15 protein-coding genes are annotated in these 13,213 nt (G+C 55.8%); all 15 read left to right on the top strand.

The window, feature by feature from the left end:
• Positions 1-27 precede the first annotated feature (27 nt).
• The 15 genes from ACWHYZ_RS00640 (at position 28) to ACWHYZ_RS00570 (ending at position 13,145) form a co-directional block, all read left to right on the top strand.
• A complete protein-coding gene (locus tag ACWHYZ_RS00640; protein WP_447985375.1) occupies positions 28-948 on the top strand; it encodes an Mrp/NBP35 family ATP-binding protein in 921 nt (306 codons plus the stop codon).
• Positions 949-971: 23 nt separating this feature from the next.
• Positions 972-1,739, top strand: coding sequence for a PCP reductase family protein (locus ACWHYZ_RS00635; RefSeq protein ID WP_447985374.1), 768 nt, complete (start codon positions 972-974; stop codon positions 1,737-1,739).
• A 79-nt stretch (positions 1,740-1,818) separates the two neighbouring features.
• Complete coding sequence (locus ACWHYZ_RS00630; RefSeq protein WP_447985373.1) at positions 1,819-2,562, top strand: hypothetical protein; 744 nt, start codon at positions 1,819-1,821, stop codon at positions 2,560-2,562.
• A gap of 6 nt (positions 2,563-2,568) precedes the next feature.
• The gene (locus ACWHYZ_RS00625; RefSeq protein ID WP_447985372.1) at positions 2,569-2,883 is read left to right on the top strand and encodes a DUF5683 domain-containing protein; all 315 of its coding nucleotides are present in this window, start codon (positions 2,569-2,571) and stop codon (positions 2,881-2,883) included.
• A gap of 203 nt (positions 2,884-3,086) precedes the next feature.
• Entirely contained in the window at positions 3,087-3,842 is a 756-nt protein-coding gene (locus tag ACWHYZ_RS00620; protein WP_447985371.1) for a YebC/PmpR family DNA-binding transcriptional regulator, read from the top strand.
• A gap of 104 nt (positions 3,843-3,946) precedes the next feature.
• Positions 3,947-4,555: a Holliday junction branch migration protein RuvA gene (gene ruvA, locus ACWHYZ_RS00615; protein ID WP_447985370.1), complete on the top strand. Its 609-nt coding sequence runs from the start codon at positions 3,947-3,949 to the stop codon at positions 4,553-4,555.
• A gap of 3 nt (positions 4,556-4,558) precedes the next feature.
• A complete protein-coding gene (locus ACWHYZ_RS00610) occupies positions 4,559-5,074 on the top strand; it encodes a hypothetical protein (protein ID WP_447985369.1) in 516 nt (171 codons plus the stop codon).
• A gap of 55 nt (positions 5,075-5,129) precedes the next feature.
• The gene (gene ruvB, locus ACWHYZ_RS00605) at positions 5,130-6,134 is read left to right on the top strand and encodes a Holliday junction branch migration DNA helicase RuvB (protein WP_447985368.1); all 1,005 of its coding nucleotides are present in this window, start codon (positions 5,130-5,132) and stop codon (positions 6,132-6,134) included.
• A gap of 182 nt (positions 6,135-6,316) precedes the next feature.
• The gene (pheA, locus tag ACWHYZ_RS00600) at positions 6,317-7,399 is read left to right on the top strand and encodes a prephenate dehydratase (protein ID WP_447985367.1); all 1,083 of its coding nucleotides are present in this window, start codon (positions 6,317-6,319) and stop codon (positions 7,397-7,399) included.
• A 2-nt stretch (positions 7,400-7,401) separates the two neighbouring features.
• Entirely contained in the window at positions 7,402-8,478 is a 1,077-nt protein-coding gene (gene hisC, locus ACWHYZ_RS00595; protein WP_447985366.1) for a histidinol-phosphate transaminase, read from the top strand.
• 23 nt (positions 8,479-8,501) lie between these two features.
• On the top strand, positions 8,502-9,515 hold the full coding sequence (gene aroF / locus ACWHYZ_RS00590; RefSeq protein WP_447985365.1) for a 3-deoxy-7-phosphoheptulonate synthase: 1,014 nt from the start codon (positions 8,502-8,504) through the stop codon (positions 9,513-9,515).
• 92 nt (positions 9,516-9,607) lie between these two features.
• Positions 9,608-10,486: a prephenate dehydrogenase gene (locus ACWHYZ_RS00585; protein WP_447985364.1), complete on the top strand. Its 879-nt coding sequence runs from the start codon at positions 9,608-9,610 to the stop codon at positions 10,484-10,486.
• Positions 10,483-11,784 (top strand): 3-phosphoshikimate 1-carboxyvinyltransferase, encoded by a 1,302-nt coding sequence (gene aroA, locus ACWHYZ_RS00580; RefSeq protein WP_447985363.1) that lies wholly within the window; start codon positions 10,483-10,485, stop codon positions 11,782-11,784. Before ACWHYZ_RS00585 ends, aroA begins: the two co-directional genes overlap by 4 nt.
• Before the next feature lie 45 nt (positions 11,785-11,829).
• A complete protein-coding gene (gene cmk, locus ACWHYZ_RS00575) occupies positions 11,830-12,492 on the top strand; it encodes a (d)CMP kinase (RefSeq protein ID WP_447987501.1) in 663 nt (220 codons plus the stop codon).
• A gap of 41 nt (positions 12,493-12,533) precedes the next feature.
• Positions 12,534-13,145, top strand: a complete 612-nt coding sequence (locus ACWHYZ_RS00570) for a lysophospholipid acyltransferase family protein (RefSeq protein ID WP_447985362.1) — start codon at positions 12,534-12,536, stop codon at positions 13,143-13,145.
• Positions 13,146-13,213 lie beyond the last annotated feature (68 nt).

The raw sequence follows: 13,213 nt of genomic DNA, 5'->3' as shown, positions 1-13,213 counted from the left end.
GAAATCGCTATGTTACGTTGAGTGCTTATGGCTGTTGAAAAAGACCTGAAATCGATCCTCGGTAAATTAAACTACTCCGACGACGCCAAGGTGGTCCAGCAGATCACCGAGCAAATGAAGCAGGTGCAGGCCCGCATGGGAGGCATCCGGCACAAGCTGGTCGTCATGAGCGGCAAAGGCGGCGTCGGCAAGAGCATGATCACGGTCAATCTCGCTCTAGCTTTTGCGCGCCAGGGTGCGAACGTCGGTTTATTGGATGTCGACCTCAACGGTCCGTGTGTGCCGCGAATGCTGGGCATGACCGGCCAATCTTTGACGATGACCGCGGATGGGGCCATCCCACCGGTCGGACCACTGGGGATCAAAGTCGCTTCAATGGATTTTTTCCTCGATCCAGCCTCGCCGGTCCGTTGGAAAGGCCCGATGGACGTCAGCCCCGTTTGGCTGGGGTTGATGGAGATGAATGTCATCCGAGAATTCTTGGCGGATGTCGTCTGGGGCGAACTTGATTATTTGCTGACCGATCTGCCCCCTGGTGCCGCTGCCGACAAGCCGCCTGTGATCGCAGGCTTTATCCCGGATCTGGCCGGAGCCATCGTGGTAACCACACCCTCAGAAGTTGCCTCCGACGTCGTGCAGAAGTCGGTCACCTATGCCAGAGATATGGGCATTCGCGTACTGGGCATGGTGGAAAATATGAGCAAGTATCGGTGCCCCTCGTGCGGAGCCGAGCACGACCTCTTTGAAGGCGATACCGAGGCGTTGTGCGACGCCCTCGACGTGCCGCTGCTCGGTCGAATCCCCTTCGACCGGACGTTGGCACGGACCTTCGATAAGGGCGCCCCGCTCTTAGATGATCAGTACCCGACGATCCAACGCTTTCAAGAGATTGCGGGACGGGTTCGGTCGTTGTTAGATTATAAAAAGGTCCTTGCACAAAAACTTTAAGGGAAGGACCAAGAGGAGCCGTCATGAAATTCGTTTGCCTCAATTGTGAAACGTACATGGGATTCGAAAAAGTGGAGAAGCCAGCCGAAGGATCGCTCGGCGTATTTTTCGGATGCCCCTCATGCGGGGCCAAGTTTTCCATGGTCACAAATCCGGGCGAAACCCAGATGGTCAGTTCACTCGGGGTGAAACTCGGCGGTCGTACAGTCGCGGCTGAACCATTCGAAATGACGCGCGGCACCTTAAAGGATGAGGCACTGGCAGGATCCGGACAGATGGCGGCTTATTTGAACGAAAAAATTCAGGGGGGGCAACCCGTAGCCGCGTCGGCGAGTGCAGCGAAGACTGTCCCTCATCAAGGCAAAGAGGGTGAAAAATCAGCGAGTGGTTGTCCCTTCTCAGCCATGGTCGCCGAAATGGGATTGACCTCGGGCGGGAAGCCGGCAGCGGGCGCCGGGAACGCGTCCGACCTCACCTGGACCGCCGATGCGAAAGAGAAACTCGAGCGCTTGCCCTCATTTGTCAAACCCATGGTCCAAAGCAGCGTGGAAGCGTATGCGCGAAAACATGGGTTCAAGACTATCAACCTGCAAGTAATGGACGACTCCAAGAATGATTCCAACGGAGTGGCTTGGACACCCGAAGCTGAAAAGCGGTTGGCAAACATTCCGGATTTCATTCAACCCATGGCTCGCCGCGAGATTGAGCGGATTGCCAAAGAGAAAGGCGCCACCACGATTACGGCCGATCTAATGGATGACGCGAAAGAGAAGTTCATGAAGTTCATGTGAAGGGCAGCAGGTCTTGTTTCGGAAAAGGCCCATCCGGTATAACGCCGGGTGGGCCTTTTTCATGTTTGAAGGAGCCTTCATGGAATCGGTAGGCAAACGGTGGATGCAAAGTCTGGGACTTGTCGCAATCCTTATTCTGTTCTTGGTCATACCGGTCTATCCTCACGATAACGGTGCGCCTGCCACGGCACATGACCATCACCATGGCGTCGCCGATCATGGCGATCAATGGGATGGCTCTCCCAAAGGAACGGCCTATTCGAATTTCAACCACCACTTGGCGGGCATCTTCGTCATCCTGATCGGACTGAGCGAAATCCGTTACGGGTTCGCGGCCCGAATTCTCGCATTCACCCGTCTCCTTCTTCCGATTTTTCTGGTATCGGTCGGCGTTTTCCTGCTCATCTGGAGCGACCATGAGAGCTGGCCGCTCGGCTCTACCTTTTCTCAAGCATTCTTCACGGGGGACTGGGAAACCATTCAACATAAATGGTTCGGGCTTGTTGCCGTGGCGATCGGCAGTATCGAATGGTTGCGGCGAACTCGACATGTGATGGCCAGCTGGTGGAAAATTCCATTGCCGGCGTTTGCCATTATTGGAGGGGTGTCCCTATTTCTGCATAGCCACGGAACTCACCCCTCGGCGCACAAAATTGCGCTCCACCATGCCGCCATGGGCCTGATGGCTGTGACCGCAGGCTCATCGAAATTCCTGTCCGATTGGAAAGCGTCATCCGTCACGAATGAGAGGTCACCATGGGAGATCGCCTGGGCGGCTCTGGTACTGCTGATCGGCATTCAACTGCTGATCTACTCTGAGTAAACGAAGATGGGGGCAGATCGTTCCCCGAAGGTGGCGGCACTCTTATCCGCGGTCCTACCCGGACTCGGACAATTCTACAACCGCCAGTGGGCCAAAGGGGCCGGTTTTTTAATTACCACTCTTCTTGTTGATGCAAGCTTCGGCGTGACGTCCGACACACTATCCGTGTTTCAAAGCGTGTTCTCCGGGAACCGGGGGGACGAGGTCAATGTCGTGAGCTTTGTACTGCGTATGCTACCCCTCGCGGCAATTGCAATGTGGAGCATAACCGATGCCGTTCGCGCTGCAAAGGCATCTCGGCGATCTCCTTATCCTTTCTAACCGCTTCGTTGACACCCCTCTTCGGAGTGTGTTAGACCACTTTCAATTCACAACTGTTTCGCTGACAGGGTACTCAAAAGGGCCATCCAACGAGGCCGCAGACGGGACAAAACCGGAGGCGCACCGAACGCGGCACGCTGAGGATTTTCTCGAGTCGCGAACGAAGTTGGTGGACCTTTTCAGCGCCCTGCGAGGAGGGCATTATGGGTGGCCACAGCCACTGGGCTACCGTTAAGCGGCATAAAGCTTCTGTGGACGCCAAGCGGGGAAAGATCTTTACCCGGCTCATTCGAGAATTGACTATTGCTGCGCGTACAGGCGGTGACCCTGATGGAAATCCGCGTCTGCGCCTTGCCATTGCGAAGGCGAAAGATGCGAACATGCCGGGCGACACGCTGAAGAAAGCTGTTATGCGTGGCACCGGTGAGTTGCCGGGTGTGACGTACGAAGAGTTCTCACTCGAAGGCTACGGACCCGGCGGGACAGGCCTCTTGTTGGAGATCACTTCAGACAACCGTAATCGGACCGTCGCAGAAATCCGAAACATCCTCACGAAGAACGGCGGCAATATGGCGGAAGCAGGCTCCGTCGCCTGGCAATTTCACAAGAAGGGCTTGCTGGCCGTCGAAAAAGGGAAGGTGGACGAGGACCGGTTGTTGTCGTTGGCACTGGAAGCCGGGGCTGAAGACGTGAAAAGCGATGAGAAGACCTTTGAAATCATCACGACGCCGCACGACTTCGAAGCCGTCAAAAAGGCCTTGAGCGACGCTAAGATTGAAACGACGGTCGCAGAGGTCACCTATATTCCACAGAATCTCATCCGATTGGAAGAGAAGGCCGCGGAGCAGATGTTGCGGCTCATGGAAATTCTTGACGAGCACGACGATGTCCAAAAAGTGAACGCCAATTTCGATATCCCCGAAGAAATCATGGAAAAAGTCGCCGCGGCGGCCGGGTAAGCTGTGATGAATAGAGCATGCTGAGTGACGAACGTCTGGAGTTGCACCTGGCGACAATCTTCCCGATCAGCACTGATGGCTGATCGCTCAGCACCGTTATTCAGATGATTGCAGCGCTGACCGGCCGGCTGGCGTTTAAGTCTCCCTCCCAGATTACTGTTGACGTCCAAGGCGTCGGCTACGAAGTCTTCATTCCTCTGAGTACCTTTTATTCGCTTCCGGATATCAATGAGTCTGCATCCCTAAGAATTCATACCCACCTTCGAGAAGATGCCATTCAGTTGTTCGGCTTTTTAACGGGGACAGAAAAGGATGCGTTTATTCTGTTGACCGGGATTTCGGGTATCGGACCTAAGCTCGCGCTGAGCGTCCTATCCACATTAAGCGTGACGGATCTGGCGTCTGCCATTCAGGCCGGCGACATGGAGAAACTGGCTACCGTGCCGGGGATTGGCAAGAAATCCGCTGGACGCATCGTCCTTGAGCTGAAAGATAAGGTGGAACGGTTGCAAGCCATACCTGCCGCTGTAGAGACTGTCACCGGTGACCCCTCCTCGCGTTTACACGATGACGCGCTCTCCGCTCTCGTCAATCTCGGTTATCGCGCCCAAGAAGCCAAAGACATCATCAAACGGATCACTCAATCTCAGTCCAGTCCGATGCCGCTGAAAGACTTGATTCGCGAAACACTGAAGGAACTCGCAAGGGGGTAGTCAATGATGAGGACGGTCACCACCATGCAAGTGCTTCGACGCCTTTGGCCCTCAGAACTCGGGTACTTTGCCGGCATCTTTGTCATAGTGCTGATCTATGTCCCGATGACACTCCTGGCGCAAGAGAGCAGCGAACCAAAAAGTACGCGCATGACCTGCGGATCCTGCCCCGAGGGCTATGCGACCACCGGCGTGACGACCGATGCGAAAATTTGCAAAGACGGCGATCCGACGGTCGTCCAATGCGTGCCCTTGGGGGCCAACATTCTGTCTGTATGCGGCTCGTGCCCGGATGGGTATCGGCAAGTCGGCAGTTCTGCAAGCCCGGCCCGCTGCGGCAATACCGATGGCGGACGTGTGACGCAATGCCAGCTCGAGCATATGCAGAACAATTTACCGGACCCCAGTCAAGGCGGTATTATCTGCCCACCACATTGCGGCTCCACGGTTGCTCCGGGGCAGGGCGCCATTCCTCCTCCACCGAAGTTTCGCCCAACTCCGGAAAAGAAAAGTGAATGAGTCGACGCTGCCGTCCATTCGATAGACGACGTACCGGGTTTCCGAAGGTCATCAGATGACGGACCGCATTGTGAACGGCCAATTAACAGACGAAGAGCGCGGACTGGACACGACGTTACGTCCCCAAAGCTTGGATGAATATGTCGGCCAGACGCGCATGAAAGAATCCTTGCGGATCTGCATCGAGGCGGCGAAGCGACGCGGAGAGGCGCTGGACCACGCCATATTTTACGGTCCGCCCGGACTAGGGAAAACCACCATCGCCCATATCATCGCCCATGAAATGAGGGTCTCCATCCGCTCGACATCCGGCCTCGTCCTAGCACATGCCGGTGATCTGGCTGCGATCCTCACGAACCTTCAAGAAGGCGACGTATTGTTTATCGACGAAATCCACCGGCTTCCTGCATCAGTCGAAGAAGCTCTCTACCCCGCCATGGAGGACTACCAGCTCGATTTGGTCATCGGCCAAGGACCATCGATGCGCACCATGAAGTTAGACCTCCCTCGCTTCACGCTCATCGGGGCGACGACCCGAGCCGGTGCACTGACCTCGCCGCTACGTGAACGATTCGGACTAGTACACCGTCTGGACTTCTATTCACCACCCGAACTAGAGACCATCGTGACACGATCCGCGGGACTGCTCAGCGTGCCGATGGATCATGAGGGCGCGTCGGAGATTGCGCATCGCGCACGCGGCACACCGCGAATCGTGAATCGGCTGATCAAGCGTGTGCGCGACTTCGCGCAGATCAAAGCCCAAGGCCGGATTACCCGCAACGTCGCACAAGACGCGCTGGAATGGCTCGGCATCGATTCGGCAGGTTTTGATGAGATGGATCGGAAAATTCTCTTGACCATTCTCGAGAAGTTTCGAGGCGGACCGGTCGGTGTGGAATCGCTTGCGGCTACCGTGAACGAGGAAAAGGCGACGCTCGAAGATGTCTATGAGCCATTTCTCATCCAGTCAGGATACCTCGAACGCACCGCCCGTGGCCGGCAGGCTACCCGACTCGCCTTTGAACACTTTGGAAAGATGAAGGATTTACTGTCTTAGGCTGTGAGGATCACTTAACATCTTGCGCTCTCCACCTTGGTCCGATGGTCCGATAGGCGCACAAATCCCTTTGATATCCTTGAAATTCTCAGGCACTTTTCTGTATGATCGTACTTTCCTGCAAGCGCCGGGTTAATGAATGACGAGGGTGTAGGACTGCGCCTTCGGGCGGCTCACACTATATGGATGATCAAAAAGACATCTCCTCCTTCCGGAAAGCAATCGATGAACTCGATGATGAACTCTTGCGTCTCCTCAATGAGCGATCCAAGAACGTCATTGAAATCGGAAAATTAAAAAGACGCTCCGATATGGAGGCGCATCTTCACACACCGCGCCGAGAAGCGGAAATCATCGAGCGCCTCATGCAGGAGAATACGGGACCATTTCCGAATGAGGCGATACGTTCTGTCTATCGAGAGATCATGTCGGCCTCACTGTCATTGGAAGGCCCGCAGAAAGTGGCCTATCTCGGTCCGCCGGCAACGTTCACGCACCTCGCGTGTATTCAGAAATTCGGCAATTCGGCTCAGTACATTCCCGTCACCAGCATCAAGGAAGTGTTTAACGAGGTCGAACGCGATCGAGCGCATTTTGGAATCGTCCCGATCGAAAACTCCACCGAGGGTGTAGTCAACCATACCTTGGATATGTTCATCGACTCGAACCTGGTGATTTACGGAGAGGTGCTACAGGAAGTCTCCCATCATCTCCTTTCCAAAACCGGGCGCGTAGAAGACATCAAAACGATCTACTCCCACCCACATGCGATTGCCCAGTGCCGAAACTGGCTTGAAACGAATGTGCCAAGGATTCCCGTGGGCGAAGTGCCCAGCACGGCGCGTGCGGCGGAAGTCAGTGCAACCGACTCGACTGTAGCGGCAATCGCCTCGCAGCTTGCGGGTGAATTGTACGGCTTGAAAGTGGTCCGCTCTCGGATTGAGGACAATGTCAATAATTTCACTCGATTCTTGGTGCTCTCTCAAAAACCGCCTGAGCGCACCGGCAAGGACAAGACGTCCGTCATGTTGTCTGTTAAAGATAAAGTCGGCGCCCTGTACGATTTGCTGCGGCCCTTCGCATCGCATGGCATCAACCTGACCAAGATCGAGTCACGCCCGTCAAGACGGAAGGCCTGGGAATACATTTTTTTCGTAGACATCGAGGGGCATGTTGATGAAGATCGAGTCAAGAAGGCGCTGGAAGAAATCAAGGGTCGGTGCCTCTTCATGAAGATTCTTGGGTCCTATCCCATACACAGTTGATCATGCCATTGCACATTCACTCTCATATCGCGCCTCTTGTCCCCTACGTGCCGGGTAAGCCCATCGATGAATTGGAGCGCGAGTTGGGCATTCCTCGGGCGATTAAACTGGCCTCCAACGAGAATCCTCTTGGGCCATCTCCCAAAGCGTTGGCTGTCTTGGCACAGACCGGGGCCACCCTTCATCGTTATCCTGATGGAGGCGCCCATCGGCTTCGCACCGCGCTAGCTGATCGCCACAAGCTCATTCCCGATCACGTGATCCTTGGAAATGGATCCGATGAAATTCTTGGATTGCTTTGCCGAGCGTTTCTTTCGCCCGGCGATGAAGCCGTCATGGCAGACCAGACATTTGTCATTTACAAGATGGAAGTGACGGCGGCACATGGCAAGGCGGTGATCGTTCCCCTCAAGCAATGGCAGCATGACCTGCCGGCGATGGCAGGGGCCGTCACGCACAAGACTCGGCTCGTCTTCATCTGTAATCCAAATAATCCAACCGGCACGATGGCGACAGCCGCGGAGGTCGACGCGTTCATGCATCGAGTCCCTGACGATGTTATCGTCGTATTCGATGAAGCGTATTACGAATATGTTCAGGATCAACATTTTCCAGACAGTCTAAAATGGGTAACGCAAGGCCGCAATGCCATTGTCCTGCGCACATTTTCAAAGATCTACGGCCTGGCTGGACTTCGCGTGGGCTATGGGCTCACTACCCCTGAGATTGCCGGGTATCTGCATCGCATCCGCCCGCCCTTTAATGTGAACACCGTGGCGCAGCATGCCGCGCTGGCAGCCCTGACCGACGATGAGCACCTGGCACGGAGTCGCGCACTCAACTCGGCCGAAATGTCAACAGTGCGGGCCGGTTTGGTGGCATTGGGCTGTCACCCGGTGCCCAGCCAAGCCAACTTTCTCCTATTTGATGTGGGGCGCGACGGTCGTCCCGTATTCGAAGCCTTGCTGCGCCAAGGGATCATTGTGCGACATATCGAAGGACGCCTGCTCCGAGTGACAATCGGCTTGCCGGAAGAAAATCGTTATTTTTTAGACGCGCTCAAGAAGGTCCTGTCTTGAGCTGACCCACGAGAGGAAGGGTTATGATTATTGTCTTAAAACCAGAAGCGACTGAACGGGAAATCGATCACGTATTGGATCGGCTGCGAGAGCTGGGGTTGAAGTCGCACATCTCGACCGGTGAGGAACGCACGATCATCGGCGTCATCGGTGATGATCGCATCTTGCAAAACCAGCCATTGACCGCCTTCCCGGGCGTGGAAAGCGTCACACCGATTCTGGCGCCATGGAAGCTGGTGAGTCGCGAGTTCAAACGCGACAACACGGTCATTGATATTGGTGGCGTGAAAATCGGTGGGAAGAAATTAGCGATCATGGCTGGCCCCTGTGCCGTCGAGAAGATTGAAGTGACGGCAGGGATTGCCCACGACGTCAAGGCCAGCGGCGCGGGCATTTTGCGAGGCGGCGCCTATAAACCCCGCACGTCGCCCTACTCCTTTCAAGGTGTGGGGCGCGAAGGGCTCGATTATCTCCTGGAGGCTAAGCGCCAGACGGGGCTGCCGATCGTTAGTGAAATTTTGGACACGAGAGACATTGAACTGTTTCTCCAAAAAGTCGACATCATCCAAATCGGCGCCCGTAACATGCAGAATTTTGAGCTTCTGAAAGAAGTCGGCGCCTATGATAAACCGGTCCTGTTGAAGCGAGGCCTCTCGTCGACGATTAAGGAATTCCTGTTGTCTGCGGAATACATCATGTCCCGGGGCAATCGCAATGTGATCTTGTGCGAACGCGGCATCCGGACGTTCGAGACGCAATATCGCAACACGTTGGATCTAGCCGCTGTTCCATCGCTCAAGGAGTTATCTCACTTGCCTGTGATCGTCGATCCCAGCCATGCGACGGGGAAATGGCAGCTTGTCGCTCCAATGGCGAAAGCGGCCGTTGCGTCGGGGGCAGACGGCTTACTGATCGAAGTGCATTCGAATCCGGAATGTGCGCTCTGCGATGGTGAGGAGTCGATCAAGCCGACGAAGTTCAAAGAACTCATGCACGATTTAAAGAAAATCGCCGAGGCCGTCGGCCGCGAAATGTAGAAGGACGGAGTGATGGACGCTGGGAGAGAAGAAAATATTACATCCACTGACCTGAGTTCCTGGCCCTCGGCCGTCTGTCCTTTCCGCTGACCATGTCTCACCATTTTAAGCAAGTGGCCATCATCGGAGTCGGCCTCATTGGCGGCTCCCTTGGATTGGTCCTGAAGCATGCACACCTCGCTGACTCCATCGTCGGCGTAGGGCGACGGGTTGACAATCTCAAGACAGCGGTGGAGTTAGGCGCGATCGACCGCTATGTCGCGGATGCCATCGAAGCAGTCCGCGAGGCGGACCTGGTCGTCCTGGCGACCCCCGTCGATACGTATGAGCGGCACCTGAAGGAATGGGGGCATCGCCTTTCAACAGGTGCTATCGTCACCGATGTCGGAAGTGTCAAAGGACGTCTGGTTGAGCAGGCTGAGGGGTTATTGCCCGACGGTGTGCGTTTTGTCGGCGCGCATCCCATTGCCGGACGCGAGAAGACTGGTGTCGCCGCCGGTTCGGTCACCCTTTTTCGCGGAGCGCGATGCATCCTGACGCCGACGGCGCGCACGGACCGCCACGCCATGGAAATCATCCGAGACCTATGGCAGGCTGCCGGATCACGTGTCTCGACGATGGATCCGTTTGAACATGATCGCATTCTGGGGGCCGTGAGTCATTTGCCTCACGTGGCAGCCTTTTCGCTCATCAATGCGCTGGTCGAGATGGGGCAGGTGATGACTCCCGAGCTTGACCTCTTGTCCTATGCCGGCGGAGGGTTGCGCGATACGACACGGATTGCCGCAAGCTCACCGGAAATGTGGCGGGATATCTTTTTATGGAATCGAGACAACCTCGTCACGATGATTGGTCAATACGAACAGCGCTTGGAGCATTTGAAACGCTTGATTTCGCTCGGAGACGGTCCCGGCATTGAAAAAGAACTCGAGCGGGCCAGGCAAGCTCGCGAGCAGCTGAACACACCATGAGCGCTTTAATCATCCATCCCGCTGGGCCACTGAAGGGCACGATCTCTGTGCCGGGTGACAAGTCCATCACGCATCGTGCCATCATGCTGAGCGCATTGGCAAACGGGGAGACAACGATCAGCGGCTATTGCCCCGGCGAAGACTGCCTGAATACGGCTCGAGCTTTTCAAGCCATGGGTATTCAGATTGATGAAAGTCCCGCCAGCTTGCATGTGTACGGCAAAGGTCAGTGGGGATTGACCGAGCCGGAGAATCCCATCGACTGTGGCAATTCAGGGACGGGCATCCGATTATTGACGGGACTCCTGGCCGGACAAGATTTTTTTACTGTACTGACCGGGGACAATTCGATCCGGCGCCGCCCGATGGGCCGTGTGGTCAAACCCATTCGAACCATGGGTGCGACCATCAACGGCAGAAAAGGTGGAGAGCTCGCCCCGCTTGCGGTGACCGGAAGCCGGTTACGCGGAATGACATACGTCTCACCCGTTGCCAGTGCGCAGGTGAAGTCGGCATTGCTCTTCGCCGCCCTCTCTGCGGAAGGCCTCACGCGGATCACCGAACCGCGGCGCTCCCGAGATCACACTGAGCGCATGTTTAAATTTTTGGGAATCCCGGTTCGACAAGAGGGCACCACCGTAGAGTTAGAGGGACGGCCATCCATGGGCTGGTCCAGCAAAGGCGAGCTTCATATCCCGGGGGATCTCTCCTCAGCCGCCTTCTTTCTCGTGGGCGCCTCCATCAATCCGGGGTCCGATATCACGATTACGAATGTGGGGATTAATCCAACCCGGGTCGGCGTGTTGGACGTCCTGACTGAAATGGGGGCCGATATCCATATTTACAATCCACGTGAGCAGGCCGGAGAACCGGTGGCTGATTTACGCATCCGAGCGAGTCGGTTGCATGGCATCCGTATCGGTCATGAACGGATCCCGCAAACGATCGATGAATTTCCAATTCTCTGCGTGGCTGCGGCGATGGCTGACGGTGAGACCGTCATTTCCGGCGCCGAAGAGTTGCGGGTCAAAGAAAGCGACCGGATTGCCACCATGGCCACGGAACTGAAGAAGATGGGCGTCTCTATTGAACAGACACCGGACGGTCTGATCATTCATGGGACAGCCGGACGTACGCTACGCGGCGCCTCATGCACCAGCTACGGTGACCACCGCGTGGCCATGTCGCTGGCGATGGCCGGACTCGTGGCCGACGCACCGACGAACATTGACAACACCGACTGCATCGAAACCTCGTTCCCTGGGTTCAATGCGAAGCGCTTGGAATTATTGACATAACCTGACCGACGACTATAATAAGCCGTCCGTGAAGCTGATGAGGACATTCTGATAATCGCAATTGATGGACCCGCCGGAGTGGGGAAAAGCACGGTAGCGAGGCAGGTCGCAACACGCTTAGGTTATCGTTATGTGGATACGGGATCCCTCTACCGAGCGGTTGCGTGGAAGGTGATGCGCTCCGGCATCAGTCCGGCAGACCACATGGCGATCGCCACGTTGCTGTCCTCCACTCGGATTACGGTAACCCCAGATCCAGGGTCACCACGCATTCGAGTGGACGATCAGGACGTGACGCAGGAAATCCGAACGGCAGAAGTCAGTCAAATCGCCTCGGTGGTTTCAGCCATTCCGGCAGTGCGCGAATGGTTGCTCCCTGTTCAACGGAATCTGGGATCAGAAGGTCATATCGTCGTCGAGGGGCGAGATATCGGAACATGCGTCTTCCCTGCAGCCTCGGTGAAGTTTTTTTTGGACGCGGATAGTGACGTTCGGGCAGCACGTCGCCAACGAGAGTTAGTCACGGCTGGCGTCTCGGTTCCATTGGATCGCACGCAGCAAGACATGGAAATGCGCGACCATCGGGATCGCACACGGTCCCTGTCGCCGTTACAGCCCGCACGCGATGCCATCGTCCTCGATACATCCACGTTAAGCATTGATGAGGTCATCGAAAAGCTGATGATGGCGATTTCGTCGAAACAGTGAGTGGGGTCATTTACTGGTGTCTGTGGGGCCTGTTTCGTGTCATGGGTCGTCTCGGGTTCCGCTATCGCGCTATTGGAACCGAGCAGATTCCCAAGAATGGCGGGCTATTGATCGCCGCTAACCATGCCAGTTTCCTCGATATCCCATTGCTGGGATGCGGCATTCACCGGCGTGTGGCCTTCTTAGGGCGTCAGGATCTCTTTCCGATCCCAGGACTTAATGAAGTGCTCCAATGGCTCGGTTGGATTCCGATACGGCACGACAGGTTAGATCGGACAGGCTTTAAACGGGCGATTGAATTGATTAAAAGAGGACAAGCGGTCGTGATTTACCCTGAAGGGACGCGAACACGGACAGGCCATCTCATGCCGGGGAAGCCCGGCATCGGTACGATTGTGGCCGAAACAGGGTGTCAGGTCTTGCCGGCTTATATTGCGGGCACTTACGAAGCACTGCCCATCAATTCATGGAGTCTGAGGTTTCACCCCGTTCAAGTGACGTTCGGTACCCCCATCGATTTTAGGACCGCCGTGCAGACGTTAGCGCGCAAGGATTTGTATCGACATGTGAGCCGGACCGTCATGGAGCGTATCGCCGAATTAGGCGGCGTCGCGCCCCCTGCAGGACATACATCCGGCAGACGGACTTTTTAACGCTGAGAAAAGTTCGCCTTCCTTCACCATCAGCACCGACCATTGTCGGAGGATTGGACACTGCAAGC

It is taken from the genome of Nitrospira sp. Nam74 (assembly GCF_965152615.1).
Note: the sequence above shows the minus strand (reverse complement) of the source record. Positions and strands in the feature narration are given on the sequence as shown.

What these genes read in the sequence shown, in the direction of transcription:
- ACWHYZ_RS00640 (WP_447985375.1), top strand. Translation starts at nt 28, where the DNA reads ATGGCTGTTGAAAAAGACCTGAAATCGATCCTCGGTAAATTAAACTAC.
- ACWHYZ_RS00635 (WP_447985374.1), top strand. Translation starts at nt 972, where the DNA reads ATGAAATTCGTTTGCCTCAATTGTGAAACGTACATGGGATTCGAAAAA.
- ACWHYZ_RS00630 (WP_447985373.1), top strand. Translation starts at nt 1,819, where the DNA reads ATGGAATCGGTAGGCAAACGGTGGATGCAAAGTCTGGGACTTGTCGCA.
- ACWHYZ_RS00625 (WP_447985372.1), top strand. Translation starts at nt 2,569, where the DNA reads ATGGGGGCAGATCGTTCCCCGAAGGTGGCGGCACTCTTATCCGCGGTC.
- ACWHYZ_RS00620 (WP_447985371.1), top strand. Translation starts at nt 3,087, where the DNA reads ATGGGTGGCCACAGCCACTGGGCTACCGTTAAGCGGCATAAAGCTTCT.
- ruvA (WP_447985370.1), top strand. Translation starts at nt 3,947, where the DNA reads ATGATTGCAGCGCTGACCGGCCGGCTGGCGTTTAAGTCTCCCTCCCAG.
- ACWHYZ_RS00610 (WP_447985369.1), top strand. Translation starts at nt 4,559, where the DNA reads ATGATGAGGACGGTCACCACCATGCAAGTGCTTCGACGCCTTTGGCCC.
- ruvB (WP_447985368.1), top strand. Translation starts at nt 5,130, where the DNA reads ATGACGGACCGCATTGTGAACGGCCAATTAACAGACGAAGAGCGCGGA.
- pheA (WP_447985367.1), top strand. Translation starts at nt 6,317, where the DNA reads ATGGATGATCAAAAAGACATCTCCTCCTTCCGGAAAGCAATCGATGAA.
- hisC (WP_447985366.1), top strand. Translation starts at nt 7,402, where the DNA reads ATGCCATTGCACATTCACTCTCATATCGCGCCTCTTGTCCCCTACGTG.
- aroF (WP_447985365.1), top strand. Translation starts at nt 8,502, where the DNA reads ATGATTATTGTCTTAAAACCAGAAGCGACTGAACGGGAAATCGATCAC.
- ACWHYZ_RS00585 (WP_447985364.1), top strand. Translation starts at nt 9,608, where the DNA reads ATGTCTCACCATTTTAAGCAAGTGGCCATCATCGGAGTCGGCCTCATT.
- aroA (WP_447985363.1), top strand. Translation starts at nt 10,483, where the DNA reads ATGAGCGCTTTAATCATCCATCCCGCTGGGCCACTGAAGGGCACGATC.
- ACWHYZ_RS00570 (WP_447985362.1), top strand. Translation starts at nt 12,534, where the DNA reads ATGGGTCGTCTCGGGTTCCGCTATCGCGCTATTGGAACCGAGCAGATT.